The 24,781-nt window shown below is 73.1% G+C and carries 24 protein-coding genes; 13 read left to right on the top strand and 11 right to left on the bottom strand.

Features of this window, described 5'->3' with window-relative positions; genetic code table 11:
• Positions 1-157 precede the first annotated feature (157 nt).
• Complete coding sequence (locus ACIP64_RS03890) at positions 158-619, top strand: DUF3558 family protein (RefSeq protein ID WP_401581442.1); 462 nt, start codon at positions 158-160, stop codon at positions 617-619.
• Between the two features lie 123 nt (positions 620-742).
• Here ACIP64_RS03890 and ACIP64_RS03895 read toward each other — a convergent pair whose 3' ends face one another.
• On the bottom strand, positions 743-1,618 hold the full coding sequence (locus ACIP64_RS03895) for a helix-turn-helix transcriptional regulator (RefSeq protein ID WP_401581443.1): 876 nt from the start codon (positions 1,616-1,618) through the stop codon (positions 743-745).
• 140 nt (positions 1,619-1,758) lie between these two features.
• Here ACIP64_RS03895 and ACIP64_RS03900 point away from each other — a divergent pair, with 140 nt between their 5' ends.
• Positions 1,759-2,187 carry a nuclear transport factor 2 family protein gene (locus ACIP64_RS03900; protein WP_401581445.1) on the top strand — a complete coding sequence of 143 codons (429 nt, stop codon included), beginning with the start codon at positions 1,759-1,761 and terminating at the stop codon, positions 2,185-2,187.
• 524 nt (positions 2,188-2,711) lie between these two features.
• A complete protein-coding gene (locus tag ACIP64_RS03905; RefSeq protein ID WP_401581448.1) occupies positions 2,712-3,146 on the top strand; it encodes an NUDIX domain-containing protein in 435 nt (144 codons plus the stop codon).
• Positions 3,147-3,384: 238 nt separating this feature from the next.
• Here ACIP64_RS03905 and ACIP64_RS03910 read toward each other — a convergent pair whose 3' ends face one another.
• A complete protein-coding gene (locus ACIP64_RS03910; RefSeq protein ID WP_401581451.1) occupies positions 3,385-4,269 on the bottom strand; it encodes an HAD family hydrolase in 885 nt (294 codons plus the stop codon).
• A gap of 245 nt (positions 4,270-4,514) precedes the next feature.
• Between ACIP64_RS03910 and ACIP64_RS03915 the strand changes: the two genes are divergently transcribed.
• Positions 4,515-6,053: a carboxylesterase/lipase family protein gene (locus ACIP64_RS03915; RefSeq protein ID WP_401581454.1), complete on the top strand. Its 1,539-nt coding sequence runs from the start codon at positions 4,515-4,517 to the stop codon at positions 6,051-6,053.
• Here the strand turns inward: ACIP64_RS03915 and ACIP64_RS03920 are convergent.
• Complete coding sequence (locus tag ACIP64_RS03920) at positions 6,043-7,560, bottom strand: FGGY-family carbohydrate kinase (RefSeq protein WP_401581457.1); 1,518 nt, start codon at positions 7,558-7,560, stop codon at positions 6,043-6,045. The genes ACIP64_RS03915 and ACIP64_RS03920 overlap by 11 nt on opposite strands.
• Before the next feature lie 223 nt (positions 7,561-7,783).
• Here ACIP64_RS03920 and ACIP64_RS03925 point away from each other — a divergent pair, with 223 nt between their 5' ends.
• Positions 7,784-8,701, top strand: a complete 918-nt coding sequence (locus ACIP64_RS03925) for an NADP-dependent oxidoreductase (RefSeq protein ID WP_401581459.1) — start codon at positions 7,784-7,786, stop codon at positions 8,699-8,701.
• A 276-nt stretch (positions 8,702-8,977) separates the two neighbouring features.
• Here the strand turns inward: ACIP64_RS03925 and ACIP64_RS03930 are convergent, their stop codons facing one another.
• Positions 8,978-10,147 (bottom strand): PP2C family protein-serine/threonine phosphatase, encoded by a 1,170-nt coding sequence (locus ACIP64_RS03930; RefSeq protein WP_401581462.1) that lies wholly within the window; start codon positions 10,145-10,147, stop codon positions 8,978-8,980.
• Between the two features lie 849 nt (positions 10,148-10,996).
• On the opposite strand from ACIP64_RS03930, the gene ACIP64_RS03935 reads away from it, so the two are divergent.
• Positions 10,997-11,659 (top strand): enoyl-CoA hydratase-related protein, encoded by a 663-nt coding sequence (locus ACIP64_RS03935; RefSeq protein ID WP_401581465.1) that lies wholly within the window; start codon positions 10,997-10,999, stop codon positions 11,657-11,659.
• A gap of 4 nt (positions 11,660-11,663) precedes the next feature.
• Here ACIP64_RS03935 and ACIP64_RS03940 read toward each other — a convergent pair whose 3' ends face one another.
• Positions 11,664-12,440 (bottom strand): class I SAM-dependent methyltransferase, encoded by a 777-nt coding sequence (locus ACIP64_RS03940; protein ID WP_401581468.1) that lies wholly within the window; start codon positions 12,438-12,440, stop codon positions 11,664-11,666.
• 322 nt (positions 12,441-12,762) lie between these two features.
• On the opposite strand from ACIP64_RS03940, the gene ACIP64_RS03945 reads away from it, so the two are divergent.
• A complete protein-coding gene (locus ACIP64_RS03945) occupies positions 12,763-14,184 on the top strand; it encodes a hypothetical protein (protein ID WP_401581470.1) in 1,422 nt (473 codons plus the stop codon).
• Between the two features lie 38 nt (positions 14,185-14,222).
• Entirely contained in the window at positions 14,223-14,747 is a 525-nt protein-coding gene (locus ACIP64_RS03950; RefSeq protein ID WP_401581472.1) for a DUF4232 domain-containing protein, read from the top strand.
• Positions 14,748-14,829: 82 nt separating this feature from the next.
• On the opposite strand, the gene ACIP64_RS03955 is transcribed toward ACIP64_RS03950, so the two are convergent.
• The 4 genes from ACIP64_RS03955 to ACIP64_RS03970 form a co-directional block, all read right to left on the bottom strand.
• Positions 14,830-15,126 carry a GYD domain-containing protein gene (locus ACIP64_RS03955; RefSeq protein WP_401581474.1) on the bottom strand — a complete coding sequence of 99 codons (297 nt, stop codon included), beginning with the start codon at positions 15,124-15,126 and terminating at the stop codon, positions 14,830-14,832.
• 129 nt (positions 15,127-15,255) lie between these two features.
• Positions 15,256-15,921, bottom strand: a complete 666-nt coding sequence (locus ACIP64_RS03960) for a GntR family transcriptional regulator (RefSeq protein ID WP_401581477.1) — start codon at positions 15,919-15,921, stop codon at positions 15,256-15,258.
• A gap of 68 nt (positions 15,922-15,989) precedes the next feature.
• Entirely contained in the window at positions 15,990-16,589 is a 600-nt protein-coding gene (locus ACIP64_RS03965; RefSeq protein ID WP_401581479.1) for a DUF309 domain-containing protein, read from the bottom strand.
• A gap of 71 nt (positions 16,590-16,660) precedes the next feature.
• Complete coding sequence (locus ACIP64_RS03970) at positions 16,661-17,425, bottom strand: alpha/beta hydrolase (RefSeq protein WP_401581482.1); 765 nt, start codon at positions 17,423-17,425, stop codon at positions 16,661-16,663.
• Positions 17,426-17,734: 309 nt separating this feature from the next.
• Between ACIP64_RS03970 and ACIP64_RS03975 the strand changes: the two genes are divergently transcribed.
• The 4 genes from ACIP64_RS03975 (at position 17,735) to ACIP64_RS03990 (ending at position 23,209) form a co-directional block, all read left to right on the top strand.
• Positions 17,735-18,058, top strand: coding sequence for a CATRA system-associated protein (locus ACIP64_RS03975; protein ID WP_401581484.1), 324 nt, complete (start codon positions 17,735-17,737; stop codon positions 18,056-18,058).
• 46 nt (positions 18,059-18,104) lie between these two features.
• Positions 18,105-19,646 (top strand): CATRA conflict system CASPASE/TPR repeat-associated protein, encoded by a 1,542-nt coding sequence (locus tag ACIP64_RS03980; protein WP_401581485.1) that lies wholly within the window; start codon positions 18,105-18,107, stop codon positions 19,644-19,646.
• Between the two features lie 76 nt (positions 19,647-19,722).
• Positions 19,723-22,404 (top strand): CHAT domain-containing protein, encoded by a 2,682-nt coding sequence (locus ACIP64_RS03985; RefSeq protein WP_401581487.1) that lies wholly within the window; start codon positions 19,723-19,725, stop codon positions 22,402-22,404.
• Between the two features lie 37 nt (positions 22,405-22,441).
• Positions 22,442-23,209, top strand: coding sequence for an NUDIX hydrolase (locus tag ACIP64_RS03990; RefSeq protein ID WP_401581489.1), 768 nt, complete (start codon positions 22,442-22,444; stop codon positions 23,207-23,209).
• Between the two features lie 21 nt (positions 23,210-23,230).
• On the opposite strand, the gene ACIP64_RS03995 is transcribed toward ACIP64_RS03990, so the two are convergent.
• Both ACIP64_RS03995 and ACIP64_RS04000 read right to left on the bottom strand, forming a co-directional pair.
• Entirely contained in the window at positions 23,231-23,662 is a 432-nt protein-coding gene (locus tag ACIP64_RS03995; RefSeq protein WP_401581492.1) for a response regulator, read from the bottom strand.
• Positions 23,659-24,018 carry a hypothetical protein gene (locus ACIP64_RS04000; RefSeq protein WP_401581494.1) on the bottom strand — a complete coding sequence of 120 codons (360 nt, stop codon included), beginning with the start codon at positions 24,016-24,018 and terminating at the stop codon, positions 23,659-23,661. The genes ACIP64_RS03995 and ACIP64_RS04000 overlap by 4 nt, the downstream gene beginning before the upstream one ends.
• Before the next feature lie 149 nt (positions 24,019-24,167).
• Between ACIP64_RS04000 and ACIP64_RS04005 the strand changes: the two genes are divergently transcribed.
• Entirely contained in the window at positions 24,168-24,701 is a 534-nt protein-coding gene (locus ACIP64_RS04005) for a GNAT family N-acetyltransferase (protein ID WP_401581497.1), read from the top strand.
• Positions 24,702-24,781 lie beyond the last annotated feature (80 nt).

A 24,781-nucleotide genomic window follows, 5' to 3' on the forward strand; every position in this document is an offset into this window, starting at 1 on the left:
TTGCCCGCCTGTGACACCGGTCCGCAACCCGTCCCGTCAGGGGTGACGTCTTCTTGATCGAGAGCGCGGGTCGTGCCGGCGGACCGGACACACGCACCGCGGACCGTGTCCACCGAGGGCCGCGCTCCATCCGTTGCACCACGATCGGAGGACAACAGTGAAGTCTTCACCCCTGGCGATTGTCGGCCTGGTGCTCCTGGCCGCGACGGCCACCGCCTGCGGCTCGTCGGACACTTCTTCCTCGGCCTCGGGCACCTCCGCTCCGGCGACCGGAGCGGCCTCCGGCAAGGACTCCTCGCAGAGCGGCAAGAAGGTCGACGCCTGCACGCTGCTCAAGCCCGACGAGATCACGCCGATCATCGGCGAGAACGACGGCGGGCACCCTGATGCCGGTGTGGGCGAGAGCGTGTGCAACTGGGAGAACCCGGACACCTACCAGTCCGTGACGCTGAGCATCGGCTCCCCGAACACGGCCGGTTCGGAGCAGATCGACAACTCGATGATGACGGGGTTCACCCTCGACGACCGGCTCTGCACCATCCAGGTCGTCACCCTCAAGCGGGACGCGGACAAGAAGACCGAGGCGAAGCTCATCGCGCTGCTCCAGGACCGCATATGACCCCCTGATGCAGAGGCCGCGCAGACAGTCGTCGCCGAACACCTTTGACATGACAAGAGCGGATCGGGCCGGGTACGGCCATCGCGCCGTACCCGGCCGATCCGTCGTCCGGCACGCCGCCCATCACGCCTGCCCGGCGTCCTGCTCCCGCCCGGACGTGGCGGACCAGGCGGCGAGCAGCTTCAGGCCGTCCGCGGCCGCGGTCCCGGGAGGCGCGCTGTAGACGACCACGCTCAGGCCGCTGTCGTCCGGCAGGCTCATGGTCTCCTGGTCGAGTTCCAGGTCACCGACAAGCGGATGGTGGAGGCGTTTCGTGGTGTCGCGGAAGACATGCACGCTGTGGGACCCCCACAGCACCCGGAACGCGTCGCTGCGGGTGGACAGTTCACCGATCAGGTTCGACAGCTCGCGGTCGTGGGGGCTCTTCCCCGCCTCGACGCGCAGCGCGCCGACGGCGAAACGGGCCATGCGCTCCCAGTCGGTGTAGAACCGCGTGGCAGCGGCGTTGAGGAACGCGAACCGGGCGACGTTCGCCCCGCACACCGGGTCGGCGAACATCTCCGCATACAGGGCCCGGCCCAGCGGGTTGGCGGCCAGCGTGTCGAGCCGGTTGTTCATCACGTACGCCGGCATCTCCGGCATCCCCTCGACGATCCGCGCCACGCTGGGCCGCACCGCCGAACGGGTCTCCCGCCGCGGGGCCCGCACCTGGGGCGCCGGGCCCGCGGCGCGGGCGAGGTCGCGCAGGTACATGCGCTCGGTGTCGTCGAGCCGCAGCGCCCGGGCGAGGGCGTCCAGCACGCTGTCGGAGACGCCTTTCAGATTGCCGCGCTCCAGGCGTGTGTAGTACTCGACGCTCACCCCGGCGAGCGCGGCGACCTCGCCCCTGCGCAGCCCGGCCACCCGCCGCTGCCCGTACACCGGCAGACCCGCCTGCTCGGGCGTGATGCTGTCGCGTCGGGAACGGAGGAATGCGCTGACTGCGTCCCGGTTGTCCATGAGGACAGGGTAGGCAGGCAGCGTGAGGGGTGGGGGTCCCTGCCAGTACCCCTCACGGCAAGGACTCCCCCGGCGCCGCCGTCCGGCGTTGCATGGTGCGTGCCCCGATCCTCCGGGGCCCGAACGAAAGGACGCCCAAGATGAGCGAGCGGACCGAGGCCGTGACGGAGAACCCCGCGGACGTCGTACGCGGGCTGTACGACGCGTTGGCCAAGGGCGACGTGGCGGGTGTGCTGGCCAGGCTCGCCCCCGGGGTGATCGTCGACGAGCCGGCCCAACTCCCGTACGGCGGTGTCCACCGGGGCCGCGAGGCCTTCGCGCAGTCGGTCCTGGGCGCGATGACGGCCCACGCAGGCGTCGCCATCACCGATGCCCAGGTGTTCCAGGGCCCGGCCGGCGTCGTCGGAACACTCACGGGGACCCTCACCGCGCACACCACCGGCGAGGTGTTCCCGCTGACCATGGTGGAGATCCACCAGGTCGCCGGCGGCGTGGTGCACAAGATCGACGTCTACACCAAGAACCCCCACGAGCTCGCCGCGTTCTACGCCCGCGCCGCAACCCGGTAACCCGGAAGCCCCGGAGCCCGCTTCGGCCCCGGCTCCGGGGAAACTCCCCGTCTGGACCCGCAGAACATCCTCATCGGGGCGGGGCACCCCGTGTTCGACGGGGTCGAAGCCAAGCGCGTGGATCCGGCGGTCATCCTGGGACAGCTGATCGCTGCCATTCATCGGATTCCCTGGCGAGTGGACCTGGTGGAGGCGACGACCGTGTGGCCGGCCTCCCCCACTCCGGGCCCCCACGGCCTCGTGGACGAGGACAACCCGGGGGTGACGGGACCCTGGGTATCAGAACTCCGTCCCCCGACACGGGACGCTCTGGCGGCTTTACGCGACGCCGACATGCCCGCCGTTGTCGCCCGCTGGGTGCAGGCGGAGGAACTGCACGGAGCGGACGTGGAGGCCGTGCAGCCGCTGGCCGAAGAGCTCATCCTGCTTGCCAGGCGCGCTCGCCGAGTCGGCGAACAGCTCTACTGTGGGACATCTTTGCAAGGCCGCCGAGCCGGAAGAGCGAATGCACTACCGTCACGAGGATGAAGGTGCGGCACAGAGTTCGCGCGGTTCTCCTTGACCACGATCATCTGGTGTTCCTGCGACGCGGATGGCCGGGCGGGTCCGTCTACTACACAACTGTGGGCGGGGGCGTCGAACCCGGCGATGACAGCCTCGAAGGCGCCTTGCGTCGCGAGGTCATGGAGGAAATCGGCGGCACCATCGGCCCGGCCGGCGAGTTCCTGACCACGACCGAGCCCGGCGAGCGGATCACGGTCGTCCAGCACTATTTCCGTGCCGACCTCGTGGACATGGACGTGAGCCGCCGCAACGGCCCCGAGCTGGACGACCCGAATACGGGGGACTTCTCGCCGGTGCGCGTCGCGTTGGACGTGGCAGCCGTGGCGGCGCTCGACCTTCAACCGGTCGAGCTCGCCGATTACTTGCGGGACAACCTCACGTCGTGGAGCGTCTGACCGCCGCCTCTTCGGGAGACTGCAGACGTTCATGCCCTGCTTTTTGGGCTCTCGATCTGGCGACGAAACCGGAGTGGACACATGCAGGCCGCACGATGTCGCACCAACCATCTGCCAGGGAAGTCGGCAGGGCCTCAATGCGTGGAAAGCACCGATAGCATCGCAGCGTGTCCTCCCCGCCACAGCAGGGTCGTCAGCACGTATCGGCGGGCATCGCGGCTTTGGTTGGATTCGGCTCCTACGCTCTGCACCCGGTACGGGAAGCTTGCACGCTGACCTCCGATCCGTACGGCCCCGCCTCCAGCCTGAGCAGCGTCAAAGCCTCGGGCAGCGGCCGGTGCGGGGAAGAACGCAGGTGTTTCCTGACCTGGCTCAGGGCGACATGACGCGGGGCGTCGAGCGCATGCCTGGGCTGCAGCCCGCTGTCAGTGGGTGCGAATGCCGCAGGCCGCGAGTGCGAGGTGCAGTCGTTCCTCGTCGCCTTCGTCAACGGCGGGACGAGCAGGGTGGGGATCCCGGCTTCGACGGCTGCGCCGTCGTGGCTGGGGCGATCGCCGACCATCAGTGCCTCTTCGGGCTGTACTCCGAGCCGGCTGAGGGCGACGCGGAAGATGGCGGGGTCGGGCTTGGCCACGCCGTGTTCAAAGGACAGGACAAAATCGTCGATATACGCATCAAGGCCGCGCTCCACGAATGCGGGGCGGATGTCGACGTGGATGTCGCTGATGATCGCCACTTTCAGGCGGGCTGCCTTGAGCGCCGCGAGAGTAGGTTCGACATCGGAGGCAAAGGCGTTGTCGACCGCATCGGACAGTGCGGTGTACATCTGGTCGCCCAGGGCCGAGTCCGCTCCTGCGGCATCGATCCACCGATCGTAGCTGTCGCGGTGTGCTGCCGCCGACAGGTCGGCTCCCGCCCAGCCCTGCACGACGTGAGGGAGCTCGCCTGCTGCACTCAGGGCCGCACTGATCCGCTGGATCTCCGCCTCGGAGGAGTCACGCCCAAGTTGCCGCAATGAGTGTCGGATCCACGAAGCCCCCCTGTGCCCGGTCCGGGTGGGACCCCACTTGGGGACGATGAGTGTTCCGACCCAGTCGAACAGAACGGCTTTGAAGAAGGGCATGTCTCCCCCGTGGTCATGCGGCCCGCGATCGCCGGCGAGGTGTCACCCGTCCTTGACCGCATCACTCTGGCGAAGTGGCTCACAGCGTACTCGCGGTGATCTTGTTCGGCTTCGCCTCACCCGGCGCCGCAGCCCGTCCCCCCGAAAAACCGCTGGCGCCGCATCCCCTCGCCGTGGAGGATCCGCAGGGCCGGGGGTGTCACTGCCAGAACTCACCCCCTCCGCCCGCCTGAGAGGACGTTGTGATGACCGTTGCCGAGTCCGGCCCGACCGGGTCGCGGCCCGAGGTTCTCGCGGTGGGTGGGAGGCTGCGCGGGAGCCGGGAGGCGGGCGTGGCGGTGTTCCGGGGCATTCCGTTCGCCGAGGCCCCGGTCGGGGCGCTGCGCCTGGGCGCGCCGCGACCGGCGGAGGGGTGGAGCGGGGTGCGGGAGGCGGTCTCGTACGGTCCGCCGCCCCCGCAGGGCGGCCACTTCGGCATGGACGCGCTCTCGGGGGACGCCGCGGGCGGCGACTGGCTGACGGTCAACGTCTGGTCGCCCGAGCCGGATCCCGGCGCGGACCTGCCGGTGATGGTGTGGATCCAGGGCGGCGGCTATGTGTTCGGCATGTCCGGCCTCCCCGAGTACGACGGCGGCCGGCTCGCGCGCGACGGCGGTGTCGTCGTCGTGACGTTCAACTACCGCGTGGGGATGGAGGGCTTCGCGCAGATCGAGGGGGCGCCCGCCAACCGGGGCCTGCTCGACCAGGTCGCGGCTCTGGAGTGGGTGCGCGACAACATCCGGGTCTTCGGCGGGGACCCGGGCCGGGTCACGGTGTTCGGCGAGTCGGCGGGCGGTGGGTCGGTCGCGGCGCTGCTGGCCATGGACCGTGCGGCCGGGCTCTTCCAGCGGGCCGTAGCGCAGAGCGTGCCCGGCACGTTCTTCTCGCCGGAGCTCGCCGCGGACATCACGGCCGCCTGTGCCGCCGAACTCGGGCTGCGGCCCACAGTGGCCGATCTGTCCGGCGTCGCGCCGGACCGGCTGTCCTCCGCCGGTGACGCGGTCGGCGCCAAGATGGGCCAGTGGGCCGCGCGGTGGGGCCTGCCCGCCCACCGGGCGATCGCCTTCTCCCCCGTCGTCGACGGCGACGTCCTGGCCGTCACGCCGTGGCAGGCCCTCGCCGGCGGCGCCGGCCGCGGCATCGAACTCCTCGTCGGCCACACCCGCGACGAGCACCGCCTGTTCACCCTCCTCGGCGGTCTGCTCGGCGAGGTGGACGAGGAGCAGGCCGCCGACGCGCTGCGCGTCTTCGCGCCCGGTCCCGACGGCGTGCGGCGCTACCGCGACGCCTTCCCGGCGGCGGGCCCGGACGAGCTGTACGAACTCGTCCACTCCGACTGGCTGTTCCGCATGCCGTCGCTGCACCTCGCCGAGGCGCAGTCGGCCGCCGGAGGCCGCGCGCACGTCTACGAGCTGGTGTGGCCCGCCCCCGGTATGGGCGGCATGCTCGGCGCCTGCCACGGCCTGGACGTACCGCTCGTCTTCGGCAACCTGGACCGCGGGCAGCCGGCCATGCTGATCGGTGAGGCGCCCTCCCCGGAGGCGGAGGGGCTGTCCGGCCGGATGCGGGCCGCTTGGACGTCGTTCGCCGCCGACGGCGACCCCGGATGGCCCGCGTACGACAGCGAGCAGCGCCTCGTGCGGCTCTTCGGCGGTGAGCCGGCCGTCGCCGCGTACCCGGAAGAGGCGTCCCGCCTCATCTGGCGGGACCACACCTTCGCCGCGCTGCCACTGCTCAGCCGCTGACGCCGCCCGGCCGGGCGGGCCCGGTGACCTGGCCTCCTTCGGCTTCGCGCCGGAACCGGGCCAGGGCATGGACCGTGTCGCGGGTCGCCGGATACAGGTCCCGGTACAGGCGGTGCAGCCCGTCGTACACGGCCCCCGCCTCCGGGTCCGGTGTGCGCCGCTCGCGCACCGGATTCCACATCGCGGTGTCCGCCTCGCCGGACAGGCCGGCGGCCAGCCGGGCGGCCCCGTAGGCGGCGCCGACCGTGATCGTGGGAATGTCCTGCGGCAGCCCGGTGACGTCGGAGACGATCCGCGTCCACAACTCGCCCTGCGTGCCCCCGCCCACCGCGACGACCCGCCGGATCCCGGCGCCCGCCTGCCGCATGGCCTCGATGTTGTGGCGCACTCCGTGCGCGGTCGCCTCCAGCGCGGCCCGGTAGAGGTCGCCGCGGGTGTGCTCGACGGTGAGACCGGCGATCACCCCGCGGGCGTCGGGGTCGGCGATCGGGGTGCGCTCCCCGGCGAGGTACGGGAGCATCGCGAGGCCGCGCGCACCGACGCCGCTGTCGGCGGCCTCCGCCAGCAGGGCGGCGTGGCCGGGTGACCCGAACAGGCCGCGCAGCCACTCGGTCACCGCTCCGGACGTGGCCATGCCGCCGGCGAGCGAGCGGGTGCCGGGGAACGCACCGACGGTGCTCCACAGTTCGGGCACGCGCAACTGCCCGGTGACGGTGGCGACGAGGAACATCGTCGTGCCGTACATCAGCATCAGGTCGCCCGGGTGTGTCGCGTCGACGCTGACGGCCTCGGTCCAGGCGTCGATGGTTCCCGTGATGACGGGCGTGCCCGGCAGGAGCCCGGTGGCCGCCGCCGCACCGGCCGTCACCGTTCCGGCCTGTTCCCCGGGCCAGCGCAGCTCAGGCAGCTCCGCGTGCGGCCATACGGCGTCCACCCACGGGCGGTACCAGTCCTGCGCCCGCGCGTCGTAGAACGGGACGGACTGGCTGGCCGAGTGGTGGTCGAGCACATAGGCGCCGGTCAGCCGGTGGGCGAGAAGGGAGGCCGGCATGAGCAGGCGCCGCGCGGCCGCGAACACCTCCGGCTCGTGCTCGGCCACCCAGGCCACCTTGGGCCCCACCGCCTGCGTCGACAGCACACTGCCGCACCGGTCGAGGACGGCCTCCCGGCCGAGCTCGGCGTCGAGCCGGGCGATCTGCGCGACGGCCCGCGTGTCCACACCGTAGAGCACGGCCGGGCGCAGCGGCCGGCCCGCGGCGTCGGCCAGGCAGACGCACGGGCCCATGCCGCTGACACCGACCGCCTCCACCCGCACGCCACCGGTCAGGAGCTCGCGCGTGATGCCGCGGAACTCCTGCCACCACACCTCGGCGTCCATCTCGGCGTGTCCCGGCCTCGGGCGGGAGACGGCGTGCTCGCGCACCGCGGTCGCGCGCACGGCGCCAGAAGCGTCGACCAGGACGCCCTTGCTGCTGGATGTGCCGACGTCGACACCGAGAAAGGCCATACCTGCATGTCCCCGCGCAGGTGGACCGTCACTCCGGGTACGCTGTCCCGCCCTGCGGACGGCGTGCGCCGGCCACAGGAACGCCGCAGGCGGTGCCCCGCCCCTCCAGGGCGGGAATACGGGCCCCTCGCTTGGCCTTTGCACGCGGTGGCACGGTCGGCGCCGGCTTCCCGGCGCCCGGCCGGCAGGTCTTGTCCGGACGAGAGAGTGCGGTGGTCACGCGATGCGGGCGGTGCGGTTTCACGAGTACGGCGGGATCGATGTGCTGCGGGTGGAGGAGGTCGAGCGGCCGGTGCCCGGGCCCGGGCAGGTGCTGGTCGAGGTCCGCGCGGCCGGGATCCAGCCCGGCGAGGCGCACATCCGCGCGGGCGCGCTGCACGCCCGCTGGCCGGCGGTGTTCCCGTCCGGGCAGGGCAGCGATCTGGCCGGTGTCGTGGTCGAGGCGGGCCCGCACCTCCGGGGCTTCGCCGTGGGCGACGAGGTCCTGGGCTTCACTCACCGGCGGGCCAGCCACGCGCAGTTCGTCGTGGTCGACGACGTGAATCTGGTGTCCCGTCCGGCGGGGCTGGCGTGGGAGGTGGCCGGGGCGCTGTACGTGGCCGGCACGACCGCCTACGCCACCGTGTTCGCGGTGGACCCCGGCCCGGAGGACACCGTCGTCGTCTCCGGTGCGGCGGGCGGCGTCGGATCGCTGGCCGTCCAGCTCGCGCGGCGGCGCGGCGCCACGGTGATCGGCCTGGCGAGCGAGCGGAACCACGCGTGGCTGAGGGACCACGGTGTCCTGCCGGTCGCGTACGGACCCGGTGTCGCCGAGCGGATCGGCCAGGCGGCCGGCGGCAAGGTCGACGCGTTCATCGACACCTTCGGCAACGGCTACGTGGCGCTGGCGGTCGAGCTGGGCGTGCGGCCCGAGCGGATCAACACCATCAGCGACTGGCAGGCCGCGGCCGAGGTCGGCGCACGGACGTACGGAGAGGGTGCGGCGGCGTCCGCGGTCGTGCTGGGCGAGCTGGCCCGGCTGGCCGTGTCCGGCGGGCTGGAGGTGCCGATCGCCCGCACGTACCCGCTGGACCAGGTGCGGGACGCCTTCCACGAGCTGGAGCAGCAGCACACCCACGGCAAGATCGTGCTCCTGCCCTGACCACGCGCACACCGGCCACGGTGGCTCCGCCGCGACGGGGGAGACACGGCGGAGCCACCACGGCCAGTGTGCGACGGGGACCGCGAGGGCGGGTCCGATTCGGCCAAGTGCCTGGTCACCGCGGTGCAGCGGGTTGACGCGGGGCACATCCCGCCCTTCAGGGGCAGACCACGCGTCGGTGAAGGCGCATGCTGAAGGTGCGGCCCCGCTCGCGCTTGCCGGGTCTCCATGCCCATCGCAGCGGGGTCGCCCGCCGTTGCCGCTTTCGGTGGTGCGTCACCGCGTACACGGGCCCCGCCAGTCCAGGCAGAGGATCGTGGCGTCGTCCCGCAGGTGCCCCAGGCACGCCTCCAGCACGGCGGCGGTGGCCGTGATGACCACTTCGCGGGGGTGCTCGGCGGCGGTGTCGCGGATCAGCGCCGCCAGGTCCACCGCGCCGGCCCGGCGTTCCTGCATGCCGTCGGTGTAGAGGACCAGCCGGTCGCCGGCCCGCAGGTCGAGGGGCTGGACGAGGAAGGGGGTGCGGGCGGGCACGCCGAAGGGCAGGTGGACGTCGACGCGGACCTCCTCGACCGCGCCGTCGCGCAGCCGCAGCGGCCACGGATGGCCCGCGTTGACCAGCTGCGCGCCGGTGCCGTCCATGGCGATCCGGATGAGCTGGCCGGTGGCGAAGCCGCTGCGGCTGTGGTCCAGGAGCGTCCGGTGCACCCGGTACGCCTGCTCGGCGAGGTCGCAGCCGGCTCTGCGGGCGCCCCGGGAGGCGTTGACCAGGAGCGTGGCCAGCAGCGCGGATTCGACGTCGTGGCCCATCGCGTCGGTGATGGAGACGTGCAGGATGTCGTGCTCGACCGCGTAGTCGTACGTGTCGCCCCCGATGGAGTCGGCGGGCACGAGCGCGCCCGCCAGGGCGAACCGGTCGCCCTCGCAGCTGGCGGCCGAGGGCAGCAGCCCGTGCTGGATCTCGGCGGCCAGGCTGATGGACGTGGTGCGCCCGGCCCAGTGGTAGAGGTCGGTGAAGCGCCGGTCGGTGACGATGAGGTACGCGAGCGCGTGGGCGGCCTCGCCGACCTGTGCCAGGACGTCCGCGTCGGCGCCGGGGAGCGTCAGTTCCAGCAGGCCGAGGGCTTCGCCCCGATGGCTCACCGGCACGACCAGGCGCAGGCCCTGCCCGTCGCCCGAGTGCTGCACGATCCGCTGGCCGCGCAGCGCCTCCTCGTACGGGGTGCCGGACAGCGGGATCTGCTCCGCGCCGCGGCCTCGCCGCGACTGGCCGCCGTCGCCGATCCGCACCAGCTTCCGGCCGATGACGTCGGCGAGGAGGAACGACACGGAACGCGCCCCGAACCGCTCCCGCAGGTTGCGGCCGATGACCTCGACGGAGTCGGCCGGCGCGACCGCCTCGGCCGCCGCGAGGACCTCGCCGAGTCGGAGCTGCTCGTGGGTCACAACGGTCTCCCTGCTGCCGGGGCCTTCGGCCACCCGCCCCGGCATCCCTGCCTCTGCCCACCGTCTACGGCCCATGCTGGCACGGCGCGGGCGTCCCCGCCGACGCGAAGCCGGCGCCGGGTCCGGCAGCCGTGTCACGGGTACGCCCGGACGGTCACGGTGGGTGAGTACGGTATCCGTGACCGTGACGGACCGGCTCGTCCGCGTCGGGGCCGCGGGTTCATGACCGGTCGCCTCTCGGGTACCGCGGCGGCGCCTCCGCCGCGTCGCCGGCATCGTGCGAGCCGAAGTTGCCGAACCCCTTCATCGAGTGCGGACGGCGCCGGATCCCCGGCTCGGGCCACTCGTCCGGCACGCGCCTCTGCCGGCCGCTGTGGCGGACGCCGTCCTGGTGCCCGGGACCGCGGTCCGACGACCGGCCCGTCTCGTGCTCGTCGTACGGGTGCCACGCTCCGGCCCGGGGTTGCGGCCGTTGTGCGGGGGCCGGCTGCCGCGCGCGGTGACGGCGGCCGAGGACAACGGCGCCGACAAGGATCCCCGACGATCACGCCCACGATCAGCGGCACGATGCCGACCACGAGGTGGTGCGCGGCGGCAAGCTGAAACCCGTTCATCGATCCCGTACGTCGCGGCCACCCGTCCCGCACCGCTCAACGCCGTCTCCCCGAAGGGGGCTTGTGCGCGCCGAGCATGCTGTCGATGCCGGGGTCGCCGCGGGTCGGCCCGTCATGGACCATGGAAGCGGAGCCTCCTACGGGCCGCGGCCTGATCGCGGTGCCGCACCGGTCGACGGAGCTGGGCTCCGGACAGGACACGGCCACGGACTCGGCAGACCCCCGGGAGCTGCAGATGCCCACCCTTGACCGCCAGGAGAACGTCTTCGTGCTCGACATCGGGGACGGCGAGAACCGCTTCCATCCCGACTGGCTCGCCGCGGTCGGTGCCGCCCTCGACGAGGTGGAGAAGGCGGAGGGGCCGCGCGCCCTGGTGACCGCCGCGACGGGCAAATTCTTCTCCAACGGCCTGGACCTGGAGTGGCTCGGCGCCCACGCCGAGCAGCAGGAGAGCTACCGGAACTCCGTCCACGGGCTCTTCGCCCGCGTGCTGTCCCTGCCGATGGTCACGGTGGCCGCGCTGCAGGGGCACACCTTCGCCGCCGGCGCGATGCTCTCCCTCGCCCACGACTTCCGTGTGATGCGTGCCGACCGCGGCTTCTGGTGCCTGCCCGAGGCCGACATCAACATCCCCTTCACGCCCGGCATGTCCGCCCTGATCCGGTCCCGCCTCGCGCCGCAGACCGCGCACGAGGCCATGGTCACCGCCCGCCGGTACGGTGGCACGGACGCCGCGGCCGCCGGCATCGTGGACCGGGCGGTGGAGGAGGGCGCCGTGCGTTCCGCCGCCCTGGAGCTCGCCGCCGCGCAGGCGGGCAAGGCGGGCGACACCCTCGGCACCATCAAGGAACGGATGTACGCCTCGGCGCTGGCCGTCCTGCGCGGTACGACCGGCTGAGCGCTCACGCGACGGGCAGGCCCTGCTCCGCGTGCAGGACGAAGAACAGGAAGCACAGGAACCGCGGCTCGGCCGCGATGGCCTCGGGGAACAGCTCGCGGGCGGCGGGGTCGGGATCCGGCTCGCTGACGACCGTGATCCGGAAGCCCGCCGCGGTGAAGGCGTCGGTCATCGCGTGGAGGGGCCGGTGCCAGAGACTCATCAGGGCGGTTCGGCCGCCCATCGTCCATTCCTCGGTCCAGTTGGTCGTGTCGAAGTAGTTGTGCTCGGCCTGGCGGCCGGCCTCGCGGTGCATGAGCGCGATCACGAAGGGGTGGTCGACGGACACGAGCAGCCGGCCGCCCGGCTTCAGTACGCGCCGTAGCTCGGCCAGCGCCGGCCCCCAGTCCTCCAGGTAGTGCAGCACCAGGGAAGCGACGGCGTCGTCGAACGTGCCGTCGGCGTAGGGAAGGGGCCCGGCCAGGTCGGCGACCCGCAGGTCCGCGTCCGTACCGAGGCGGCGCCGGGCCAGCTCCAGCATCCCTGCGCTCGCGTCGAAGCCGCTCATGACGGCGCCGCGGTCGCGCAGCGCCGCGGACAGCGCCCCGGCGCCGCAGCCCACGTCGAGGATCCGCCGGCCGGCCACGTCCCCGGCAAGAGCCAGCATCGCGGGCCGTTCGTAGTGGGCGTTGACGAGGTTGGTCTCGTTCTCGCTCGTGTACGCCTCGGCGAAGCCGGTGTAGTCGTTGACCGCGGCGCGCTCCGCGTGGCTCGTGGGCGCTTGCCGATCGTCGGAAGTCATGGAGCGAGGGACGTTCGCCGCGGCGGTTCGGTTCCCCGCCCGCCCGCGCGCCCGCGCGCCCGTGCACGGCCACGACCATGTCCCCCGTCTTCCGCCGGCAGTTCCGCGCGGACGAGAACTTTCCGCGTCCCGGGTGCATCTGAACGGATCAACAGGTGCGCCGAGGATCAACGGCGCCCGGCGGCTTGTACGGCGAAGGGCAGTGGGGCGTGGCGTGCTGGGGGTCTCCGCAGAAGACGAACGCGACCGCTGCCCCGGGCCGGGGAGCCGCGTCGCACCGGGCCGCACGGCCCGGCTTCAAGTGGAGAGGATTCATGGACGCGTGAGCAGATTCATGTCGCGGGACCGGATCGCGCGGATGCGGGGAACGTTGCCGAACCGCTTCGCCAAGGTCTCGCTGGTGGCGGTGGCCGCCGCGGCGCTGACCGCCGCCACCTTGCACCCCGGGCTCGCCGCGGCCTCGTCGCCGTCGCCGTCCCCGGTGCCGACCGGCACGGCCGGCGCGCCCTCCAACGCCCGTGCCAACAGCGGCGAGAGCGTGTCCGCGCTGCGCCAGGCGGTGGGCACCGGACGGCTGCTGGACTCGCACGGTGTGCGTTCGGTGTGCCCGCGATGCCATGCCGAGGTGGTCACGGAGCACAAGGGCAGTGACGCGCCGCTGCGTTCCCCGCTGCCCGCCGGCTACGGTCCCGCCGACCTGGGCAAGGCGTACGGACTGCCCCGTACCTCGTCCGGCAGGGGCATCATCGCCGTCATCAACGCCGGCGTCGACCCGGCCCTGGAGAGCGACCTGGCCGCCTACCGGCGGACGTACGGACTGCCGCCCTGCACGAGGGCGTCCGGCTGCCTGCAACTGCTGGACTACACCGGTGGTGCCCAGCCCGCCCCGCAGACGGACCCCCACGGCGCCTTCGTGGAGGAGGAGGTGGCGCTGGAAACCTCGCTCGACCTCGACATGGCCTCGGCCGCCTGCCCGTCCTGCCGCCTGATGGAGATATCGGTGCCGTGGCAGGACGCCGAGGACGACAACGACGTGTCCACCGGTGACTTCGCCCGGGCGGTGAACACCGCGGTGGCGCACCACGCTTCGGCCGTCAGCATCAGCTACGGGTACTCAGCGGACGTGACGAACACCAGCGGCCGCACGCTCGCCGCCCTCCACCACAAGGGGGTGGCGATCACCGCGTCCACCGGGGACTCCGGCTTCAACGGCGGCATCCACCAGTCGTGGCCGTCGAACCTCCCGTCGGTCATCAGCGTCGGGGGCGTCACCTTGCCGGCTTCCGGCCCGGCGACCGCGTGGTGGGCCGGCGGCAGCGGATGCGAGACGCGGTTCCCCGCGGCCGGCGGCCAGCCGTCCTCGGTGACCGCGGCCTGCGGCGGGCACCGTGCCGCGGCGGACGTGTCGGCGGACGCCGACGCCGCCACGGGCGTGGCGGTCTACGACACGTACGCGCCAAGCACCGGCGAACCGTACAACTGGGTGATCGCCGGCGGGACCAGTGCCTCCGCGCCGTACATCGCGGGCCTGTTCACCCGGGTGGGCCACCTCGCCGCGGTCGACGGACCCCGGACCCTCTACCGCGCCCCTGCCGCCGCCTTCACCGACATCACCAGCGGCAACAACGAGGCGTACCACACGTGCGCCGACTACCCCGGGCTCAGCGCGTCGGTCTGCAACGCGCGCGCCGGCTGGGACGGTCCGACCGGCCGGGGCATGCCGCACGGCCTCGGCGCCTTCTGAACACCCCTCTCCCACCCCTAGGAACTCCCATGCGTCGAATGACCCTTGCCGCAGCGGGCGCGGCGGCGATCGCCGCGGCCGTACTGACCGTTCCCGGCATCGCGAGCGCGAAAGTCTCCGGTACGTCGGCGACACCGCGGCCCTGCCGCACCAGTGACGTCTCGTTCTACTTCGGCGGGCTCACCTCGGGCCTCAGCCGCCGCGCCTTCGACATCACCCTGCTGGCGCACGACGGCATCGCCTGCACGCTCAGCGACACCCCCCAGGTGAGCCTGAGCGGACCTCCCGACCAGACCGCGGCGATCCCGCTGTACGTCAGCGGCCGGGGCGGCACGCTCGTGCTGCGCCCGGACTCCCCTCTGCACGCCACCGTCCGCTACAGCAAGCCGGACCTGCCGGAGCACACGCTCAAGGTCAACGCGCTGCATCTGTCGATGCCGGACCACAGCTCGCTCTCCACGTACTTCGCCGTCCCCGGCGAGACCGACATCAGCCAGGGCGGCGTGGTGATCACGTCCTGGACGACGGGCATCGGTCTGGGCCAGGGCGAGGAGTTCGAGTGACGGGGCCCCTCGACGGGCCGGCGTGACATGCCCGCGGACGCGGAGGCCGGCATCGGCCTCCGCGTCCGCGGGCACCGGGGTCTCAGACGGAGGCCTTGGCGACGACGCCCTCGATCTCGTCCCGCCCGAAGGCCCGCATCGTCGTGCTGCGGACGTTGCCCACCACCCCGAGGCGCAGCAGCGCGGCGGCGGCGGTCTCGTCGTCGGGCGCCTCGACGATGGCCACGAGGTCGTGCGGGCCCACCGTCCAGTAGATGCCGACGAGCCGCGCCCCGGCCCGCTGCAGTGCGGCACCGAAGGCGTCGGCACGCTCCGCGGTGTCCGCGGAGGCGCGGATCCCCTGGTCGGTCCAGTTCAGCAGCGTGATGTAGGTCGGCACGGTCACTCACCCCGGAAAGAGAGATATGTCCGGCAAGAGCCTATGCGCGCCACCGGGCCGTCGCATCCGGCGTCCGTCGGACCGGCCGATCGGGCTCCCAAAGGGTGTGCCACCCGCGGGCGCCCCGCGTCAGACGGCCGGGCGCGGGGGGAAGCGGGTTCTGGCGTCCTTGGTGTGGGCGCGCATGACGCGCTGGGCGCGGGCGTCGTCGCGGGCGGCGATCGCGGCGATGAGCTCGCGGTGCTCGGCCCAGGCCTGGTGGACGATGGGCGTGTAGTAGCGGCGCACCCGGTTCTCGACACGGGCCGCCAGGTCCGCGAGGACCGCGTTGCCGGCCAGTTCCATGACGCACGCGTGGAACGTGGCGTTCGCGGCGACCGCCCCGTCCACGTCGTCCGCGGCGACCGCCGCCTCGCCCGTCGCGCACAGCTCGCCGAGCCGTTCGATGCCCTCGGCGGACGGGCCGGCCGCGGCCAGGCGCGCCCCCTCGGTCTCCAGCAGGGTGCGGACGACGAAGAGCTGGTCGGTCTCCTCCCCGGTCGGCTCGTGGACGAAGGCGCCCTGCGCGGGGCGGAGGTCGACCCACCCTTCGGTGTTCAGCCGTTGCAGCGCCTCGTGCACGGGCTGCCGGGAGACCCCGAGCCGGGCCGCGAGCTCGCTCTCCACCAGGTGCTGCCCCGGACGCAGCGACCGTGAGCCGACGAGATCCAGCAGGGCCTGGTAGACCTGCTCGCGCAGCGGTCCGGGGCGCTCCAGCCTGGGCACGGATCCGTGCGGCAGCCCGTTGAACGGCATCGCGGCCTCCAGTGTCCCTACTCCCGCGCCTTCACCCGGCGTTGGGCAACGTACCGACCCCCGGCGCCTCAGCTCAAGCGCGGGGGCGGCTGCGTGCGGTGCTCGTCCGCGGCCCGCGCCCGGGACCACGTCACCAGCGCGCCGACGTCGACACCGTGGGGCGACGTGCCGGCGTAGGGCGTGAGCCCGTCGGCCGCTCGGGACAGCAGGGCCGTGGCGCCCTTGGTGTTCCCGCGCGCGGCGTGCGTCAGGCCCACCGCGAGCTGGGCGAGTGCGCGCCACAGGGCCCGCTCCTCGCCCGGGGCGGCCTTCCACATGTCCTCCAGGACCTCGTGGGCGTGGAACGGGCGGCCGGCGTCGAGCAGCCGCTGCGCCTCCACGAGCGTCTCCTCCGGGGAGCGGGGCACTCCCTCCGGCTGCCGGGCGACCCCTTCGGCACCGTACGGCAGGGGCCTGCCCAGGCCGTCCCTCGGCCGGGCGTTGCGTGCCCGGCCGGCGCTGTCGCGGTCGCGGTCGGCCGCGTCCGGCCCGGGCTCGTCCCCCAGGCGCACGCCGCAGTGCTCGCAGACGGCGCTGCCCGGCCGTTCGCGGACCCGGCCGCACTCGGGACACACCAGGTGCAGCATGCAGGCGGGCTCACCGCCCTGGTGCCACGGCTCATCGCTCATGAGCCCATTGTCGCGCGGTCCGCCCGGTGTGCGGCGCCCGGCCGGCGGGCCGGGCGCCGCGACCGCGTGCGTCAGGCGGTCGAGGGGACCGTCCGGCCGAGGTGCCGGGCGAAGAACCTCACCGCGCTGTCGGCCTCGAACCGGGGCAGTTCCTTGTGCCGTCCCGCGTTGGCGTGCAACGTCTTCTCCTTCGAGGCGAAGGCGTCGAACAGCGCGAGACCGGCCTCGCGCGGGATGTGCTCGTCGTCCCACTGCAGGGCGAACTCGACGGGCACCGTGATCCGCCTCGCGTGCGCGGCCAGGGCATCGGGCCAGTGCTGGCCGAAGACCGCGGCCGTGATGCGGGGTTCGGCGGCCACGAACGGCACTCCGATGGCGGTGCCCATGTTGATGCCGTAGTAGCCGACGGGCCCGTCCGCGCCGATCTCGGGAAGTGCCTGGAGGGCGTCCAGGGTCGCCCGCCACTCGGGGACGGCGAGGTCGGCCAGGTGGGCGTTGTAGCGGACGACGACCGGCCCTTCCGGTTCGCCTGCCGCCCTGGCCCGGTACAGCTCGGCGATCTCCGCGTCGTCGTGGGCCGTGCGCGGCCGGTCGCCGTGACCGGGCGCGTCGACGACGGCGACGTGGAAGCCGCAGCCGGTCACCAGGAGCCGGGCGCGGCCCGACATCGCCGCGTGCTTCTTGTGGGTGCCCCCGCCGTGGCCCATCAGGATCAAGGGCGCGCGATCGGCGCCGGAAACCGGCGACCAGAGGACTCCGGGGACGCCGCCCACGGTGAAGTCCCGCTCGCGCATGCCGTCGGACGGGACGTCGGCGGTGAACTGGGGAGAGTGCACAGGTGTTGCCTTTCGGGAGTGCCTTGGTGTCGAGGCGCTCCCGGCGACGCCTGCGTCAGTCGCCGGCCATGACGCGAAGGGGGAGCACCCATGCCGATACAGCGTTCACGGGTCTCACCTCCTCGGGCGGTGTCACGGTCAACTGCAAGGTAGCAGGCCGGGCATGGTCCGCTCCACCCCCTTTTCCAGCGGCAAGTGCACGGCCCTTGCGGAGAATTCCGTCCGCGGACGACCACGGAGCGCTACCCTGGGGATCTCGTTCAGTGACCAGGCGCAGTGCGGCAACGGGGGCCTTCGGTGGATGCAGACGTGACGCGACGCGTCGTCAACCGCTTACGGGCGCTGGACGACTGGTTCCTGTCGGCCGAGGGCTGGCTCGACGTGGGAAGAGTGCTCGGGGAGTTGGACGCGGCGGTCGCCGCGGACTCTCCGGGCGCGGTCGACGAGGCTCTCACAGGGTTGCAGGCGCTGGAGTCCGCCTATCGCGCCCAGGCCCTGCCCGGTACGCGCAAGACCCTCATCCCCCCGGACCGGCGCGAGCAGCGCAACGTCCTGGTGGGCAGGCTCACCCTCGATCTGGACGGCCCCGCTCAGCGGGGCGGCACGACGGGCACGACACCCTCCGCCGACTGAGCGGCTCCCGCCCCCGCCCGGAAGCAGGTAACGCCTGGTGCACGGCATGGTGAAACCGTCACTGATCATCACCTGCTTCGTGCCGGCCGTCCCGGAGCCGGGGGACTCCGCGCCCCTCGACCACCTCGCACGCCTGTGGGCCGCGTGCGGCAGGCTCGGGATGACGTCGGCGTTCGGCGGCCTGCCGCTGCCCGACCGGCCCTTCCCCGATCCGCCGGTCCCCGCGGCGGACTTCACCGTCCTGGCAGCGGCGGCACGCGACGACACCTCCCCCGGCCTGCACGCCGCCTTCCTGTTCGCCGAGCACGACGTGCTCGGGCTGGTGGCCCTCCTCGCGCCCAACGACCTGGATGCCGGACTGCCGCAGTGGACCACCCTGCTCGGCGAGTGGACGGCGGCCTCGGCCGGGGCAGGCGTCACCGGTCCCCCGCCGGACGGGATCCTGGGCGAGTTCCGGGTGTTCACCGCCCTGTACCGGAACGAGTCGCCCCGCTCCCGTCAGTCGACTGCCGAACTGGTCCGCCGGCATGGGCCGTTGCCCGGCGAGAGCGACGACACCTGGTGGCGTGGGCACGACGTGACGGAGCACGGGTTCTCGATCTGGCGCACCGGCCGGGGAGATCCGAGGGACGCGCTCGCGCACTTCTGCGTGCTGGCGCCGATGCGGGCGGAGCGCGCACTGGACGAGTGGGCGTGGGCGGCGGAGGGCGAGAACGGCCTGCGCCCGCTGACGCACTATCTGATGCATGCCTCCAAGGCGGGCTACGAGGCGCGCCGGTACGAGGAGTACGTCTCCGGGGAGCCCCTCCACGCGCGCCGCGCCCGCAGCGACCGGGAGGCGCTCGCGCTGCTGCGGGCACTGGAACCCAGTGCGTCCGGCCACCCGGTGAGCCTGCGCGCCGTCCTGGCCGCGGCCGCCGTGCTCGACCGGACCCAACTCGGGCCGCAGGGCGCGCTGTGGACGATCACCCGCCACCGGGAGCTGGCCCGTACGGTGGCCATCGCGGTCGCGAACATGCGCCTTCACGCGCCCCGGCTGCGCCGCGTCGGGGAGGGGAGTTCCTGGCCCGCGCGCGACCTGGCCGCCGCCGACGCCCTCATCACCCAGATCGAGAACGACCAGGAGTACCTCACGGCCGCCCGCGAACGGGCCGAGGCGGCGCGCGCGGCGGCCACCGCGGTCACCGACCGGGCGCTCAACGAGTACCGGAACCGGCTGAGCCTGGTGCAGACCTCGGTCCTGGGCTCCGTGCTGACCGCGCTGACCGTGGTGCAGACCCTCGGCTACCACCTGCCGCTCCCGCACGCCGCCCAGTCACCGACGATCCTCGTCCTCGCGGCCGTGGCGCTCTTCCTGCCGCTGGCCGTGCTCAGGCAGGCCGCGATCCCGGCGGTCGCCCTTCCCTACCGCTGGATCGACACGCTCGCCTCGGGCCTGCTCGGATCCTCCCTGTGCTGGCTGGCGCTGACGGCCTGGGGCATCCAGCACGGCGACGGCCTGCTGCCGGCCGTCGTGACGGCGCCGGTCTGCGTCGCCGTGGGGCTGGCCGCCGCCCTCGCCCACCGCCGGGCGGAGCAGCGCGGTTGAGCCCCCGGCCGTCCGCCCCCGCCGACCGCTGCCCGTCATCACACCCGTCCTCACAGAAACGGGAGCCGCAGACGCCATGACCCTGTCGACGAGCCCGCAGCCGGAAGGTTCTTCCCCCACGGTTGCCGCGATCCTCGCCCTCATCGGCGAACTGGACGTCGAGGACCTCGTCCTCCGTTTCGACGTCGACTTCGACGTCCCCATGCGCCAGGAGGACGCCTTGCGCCTCCTGACGCTGACCGGGGTCCTCGACCGGTCGCCGCAGGGCGACGTCAGGGACACCGCGCGCCGGGTGGGGGCCCACTGGTGCGAGATCGTCCGCGCGGACGTGGCGTACCGGCTCTTCTCCGGCCTGCAGCTGATCAAGGCCTCGCGCGCCGACGCCCAATGGCTCCACGATCTCCACCGCCGCGGCGGCCTGCCGGCCGACGACCTGTTCGCCCCCTACGCGCTCGCCCGGTGGTTCGACGCGGAGGGGCGGATCCGGTACCGGCTGGGCAGCTTCACCTCCGCCCGGATCTCGTTCGGCACCGCCGTCGACATCGCGCGGGAGGCGGGCCTGTGGTGGGCCCTGCCGGATCTGCGCAGCAACCGCGAGCGGGCCCGGTTCGAGGAGCAGGGGCAGCCCGCCCGGGAGGGCGGGAAGGGATCGGCCGCCGCCGGGTTCGTCGCGGAACTCGAGGCGGTCATCGGCGGGATCGAGGACCTGGCGCGGCGGCACGGGGTCGATGTCGCCGTACCTCCCGTGCCCGGCACTCCCGCCCGGCACCGGGAGTTCCTCCGGGGCTACTCCAACGCGCTGCACAATCTGGCCATCGCCCTGCGGGAGGCCGGGCGGCCGGACCGGTCGCTGGAGGTGACCGCGCGGTCTCTGGCGATCTCGCAGGGGCTCGGGGACTCCTACCGGATCGCGCAGTCACGCACCAACCAGGTGCTGTGCGACCCGGACAACGCCCGGTCGCACTTCGAGGAACTGCTGACCCTGCCCTGGGAACGCGGGAAGTCCATCGCCCGGCAGAACCTCGCCCTGCGCGACGGCGGCGCCTCGGGACTGGCGGAACTGGGACGGCTGCTCGACGAGGCGGAACGGTACGACTCCGCGGACGGGCACCACGCGGGTCTCGACGTCGACTTCTACGCCTACACCGTGCGCGGTTACCAGCGGACCGCCGCGGAGCTTCCGCCCGCCGACCGCCCGGACGACGTTCTGGCGCGGCGGCTGCGCCTGGCGCGTTCGGTCCGGTCGGCCATCGCCCTGCCCGCGTACAAACGGGCGTACGCCCGCCACATGCGGCCGGCGTTCCTCCATGCGATCGCCGACGCCGTCGTCCGCGGCGACGGCTCCCAGGGGGACCAGGAGAAGATCCTCTCCCTGGTCGAGGAGTCCTCCGGCCGTGAACTGCTGGACCTGCTCGGCTCCTCGCGCCCTTCTTCTTCCGGGCCGCCGGCCCACCGCATCGCCGGAGCCCCGTCGCCCGCGCCCGCCGGCGGCGGCGGACCGAAGGTGCGCGCCGCGCTCCAGCCCGCTTCGCCCGAGCTGGCGCGTGCGCTGCGCGAGGTGCTGGCGGAACGCGAGCGGGAGTACGAGGAACGCTTCCTGGACGCCCCGTTGACGTCCGTCGCCCACGACGAGGACGTCGCACACCGTCTCGTCCAGTACACACTGAACCACCCGGGTTCCTGCGTAGTGCGCTACTTCCGCTACGCCGCCCCCGACGGCGCCGGGCCGGGCGCCGCGGCGGTGCCCGACGCGCTCGGCATGATGGTCTGCCGGGACGGACGCCTGACCACCGTGCCCGGCATCCCCTACGAGAACGTCGCCCGCCTGGCCGACCAGGTGTGGGCGGACATCTCCGACCCCGCCTCCCCGTGGCCCTCCGAGCAGACCTGCCGCCGGATGTGGGACCTGCTCGTCGCGCCCGTGTGGGACCGCGTCGGCGACGGCGGCGCCACGACCCACCTCACCCTGATCCCCACCGACCACCTCTTCGCCCTGCCGCTCCACGTCGCGGTCGGCCCCGGCGACACACGGCCGCTGGCGGCGCGCGTCCCGCTCTCCCATTCTGTCAGCGTGGCCGCCTTCGTCACCCAGGGCAGGCATCTGCTCAAGCGCCAGCTCATGGAGGACGACGACGACCTGGCGGCCCTGCTGTCCACCGACTCCGACGCCTCGGGCCGTGAACTCGTCGGCACCGGGTGGCGCGGCGAGCACGTGGTCGTGGCCGGAACGCCTCCCGAGGGGCTGGAGTTCGCCCGGCCGGCGCACGCCGCCGACTGGGACGGTCTCGGCACCCTCGTCGCCCGCGAGCCGGAGTTCTTCGTGTACGCGGGCCACGGGACCTACCTGGACGGGCCGGAGGCCGCCGGCCCGCTGCTGCACCTCGGCGGCCAGGACGTGCTCACCCAGTTCGACCTCGCCCTGCACCTGAGCCTGCCCCGCAACAAGCTGACCGTCCTCGGTGCCTGCGTGGCGGGGCAGGGCATGCGCTCCGACGGGGGCGACGTGCTGGGCTTCATGCGCTCCCTCGTCATCAGCGGCGCCGGAGCCGTGTGCCTGCCCCTGTGGTACGTCCTGGACACCGCGATGGTCGGGACCGTCCGCGCGCTGCTCGCCGGGAGCCGGCAGGTCCTGGGGGACGCCGATGCCGCGCCCTTCGACGTCGTCCAGGCCCTCCACGAGCACTACCTCTCCGTCGCGCTCGACTATCCGGACCTGGCCGGCCGGATCCAGCACATGCCCCTGGCCCTCTATCTGTGAGACCCCGACACGGCACCACGAGAGACGAGGCGGACACATGACGGAGACCGACAGCGAGGACATGCGGGCCCGGGAGCGCAGGGAAGCACGGCTGAGCGCCTACGCCGCCCTGCGGGAGCAGCGGCCGGAGCTCTTCGTCAACCCTCCCGGAGCCGCCTACGAGATCCTGCTCGACCGCGGGGACCAGGACCGCGTGGCCCGCGAAGTGGGCGAACTGGCGGTCGCCTTCGGATTCCCCGAGGAGTGCGCGGACATCGGCGTCGTCTACCGGGACCCCTACGTCTGCCTGGTCCGCGACGCCGTGCGCTTCCGCTCCGGGCGCGTCAACACCTATATCCGCTTCGTGTCCGGGGCCGAGGGGGGAGGCGCCGCCGTCCTGCCCGTCCTGGACGACGGAAGGATCGTCCTGCTCCACCACTTCCGGCACGCCGACCGGGACTGGCACTGGGAGATCCCCCGCGGATTCGGCGAACCGGGCGAGGGCGGTGCCACGACCGCGCGCCGCGAACTGCTGGAGGAACTGGGCGGCGACATCACGGAGATGATCCGCCTGGGCGAGTACAGCGCCGACACGGGACTGCACGGTGGCCGCGACCAGCTCTACCTGGCGCGGCTCGCCTCGTCCTCGTTCTCCGGGAGCCTCGGCCCCGACGCGCACGAGGAGGGGATCGACTCCCTCCGGGCGCTGTCCCCCGGCGAGATGCGCACCATGCTCGCCGAGGGCCGCATCCACGACGGCTTCACCCTGGCGGCCTGGGGCCTGGCCACCGCCCGCGGGTTGCTGGGCCCGGCGGGCGGCGCCTGACCGGCACGGCGGTCTCCGGCTTTACGCCCGGGGCAGTCGGGTGACGGTGTCGAGGTAGAAGGCGTCGATGCTCTGCACGGCCCGTTCGAAGTCGTCGAGGTTGACAGGCTTGGTGACGTAGGCGTTCGCGTGCCGCCGGTAGGCGGCGGTGACGTCGTCGGGCGCCGACGACGTCGTCAGCACCACCACCGGGATGGTCCGCAGGTCCTCGTCGGCCTTGATGACGGAGAGGAGCTCGCGGCCGTTCATGCGCGGCATGTTCAGATCCAGCACGATCAGGTCCGGCCGCGGGTTGGCCGGGTCGCGCAGGTACTCCAGGGCGGCGGCGCCGTCCTGGGCCTTGCCCGGACGGCGGGTGCCGCGCGCGGTGAGGGCGTCCTCGATGAGCATCACGTCGGCGGGATCGTCCTCGACCAGCAGCACGTCGTGGGGGCGAACGGGGGCGAACGTCATCGGGAGCTCTGGGAGTCGGGCGTTGCCGTGGGCGACGAGGTGTTCAGCCCCGGCCAGCGGCGACGGGCGCCCTGCCGGGTCATGTTGGACGCCCTGCCGATCTGCGGGTAGCCGGCGCCCGCGTCGGCCGCCTCGTGGGCGGCGGTCTCCTCGAGACGCTCGACGGCCTGCCTCAGGTGGATGAGCATGTGCAGGTGCGCCAGGGCCTCCGCCTGGGCCGGCGCCTGCTCGCCCCGGCCGGGAAGCGGCTGGAAGGCACGTCGGACCAGGTCGCGGACGAGGTCGTCGACCGCGCTCGTGGCGAGAGCGGCGATCTCCTCCTCACTCATCCGCAGCGAGAAGTGAATGCCGGGCATGCCCACACAGTAGGCGACACCGGTATCGATGGACAACATCGGTTGTCAGGGGACGCCGAGCGGCGTATACGCACCGTCGCCGTCCCCATGGCCCTGACCGGCGCCGCGCCGGTTGCCGTCGCTCCCCCGCCCTTCGGGACAATGGACCCATGACCGAGATCCAGACCCCCCGCCTTCTCCTGCGCCGCTGGCAGGACGACGACCTGGTCCCCATGGCCGAGATCAACTCCGACCCGGGCGTGATGCGCTGGGTCGGCGACGGCTCCGTGCGCGACCTGGAACAGACGGCGGAGGCCGTCGAGCGGTGGGAGGAGGAGTGGGACGAGGAGGGCTTCGGCCTCTTCGCGGTCGAGCTGCTGGCCTCCGGCGAACTGGCCGGGTTCACCGGCCTGACCCTGCCGGAGTTCCTGCCGGAGGTGATGCCCGAGGTGTCCGTCTGCTGGCGGCTGGGCCGGCAGTTCTGGGGTCAGGGCTACGCCTCGGAGGCCGCCCACGCCGCGATGGAGTTCGCGCTCCAGGACCGGGGCCTGGAGCGCCTGCTCGGCATCGCCCGGATCGGTGACACCGCCTCGGAGAACGTCATGGGCAAACTCGGCATGACGCCGCTGCGCGAGACCACCCACCCCGAGTACGGCCTCCCCTTGCGTATCCACGCCATCGACCTCACCGAGTTCCAGGCCTGATACGCGGCACCCGCGCGGACCCGGACCCGGGCAGGGGTCCGGGTCCGGGTCCGGGCCGGCGGGCACAACGCGAGCCGCGG

Source organism: Streptomyces sp. NPDC088733, from assembly GCF_044751185.1.
Taxonomy (GTDB): domain Bacteria; phylum Actinomycetota; class Actinomycetes; order Streptomycetales; family Streptomycetaceae; genus Actinacidiphila.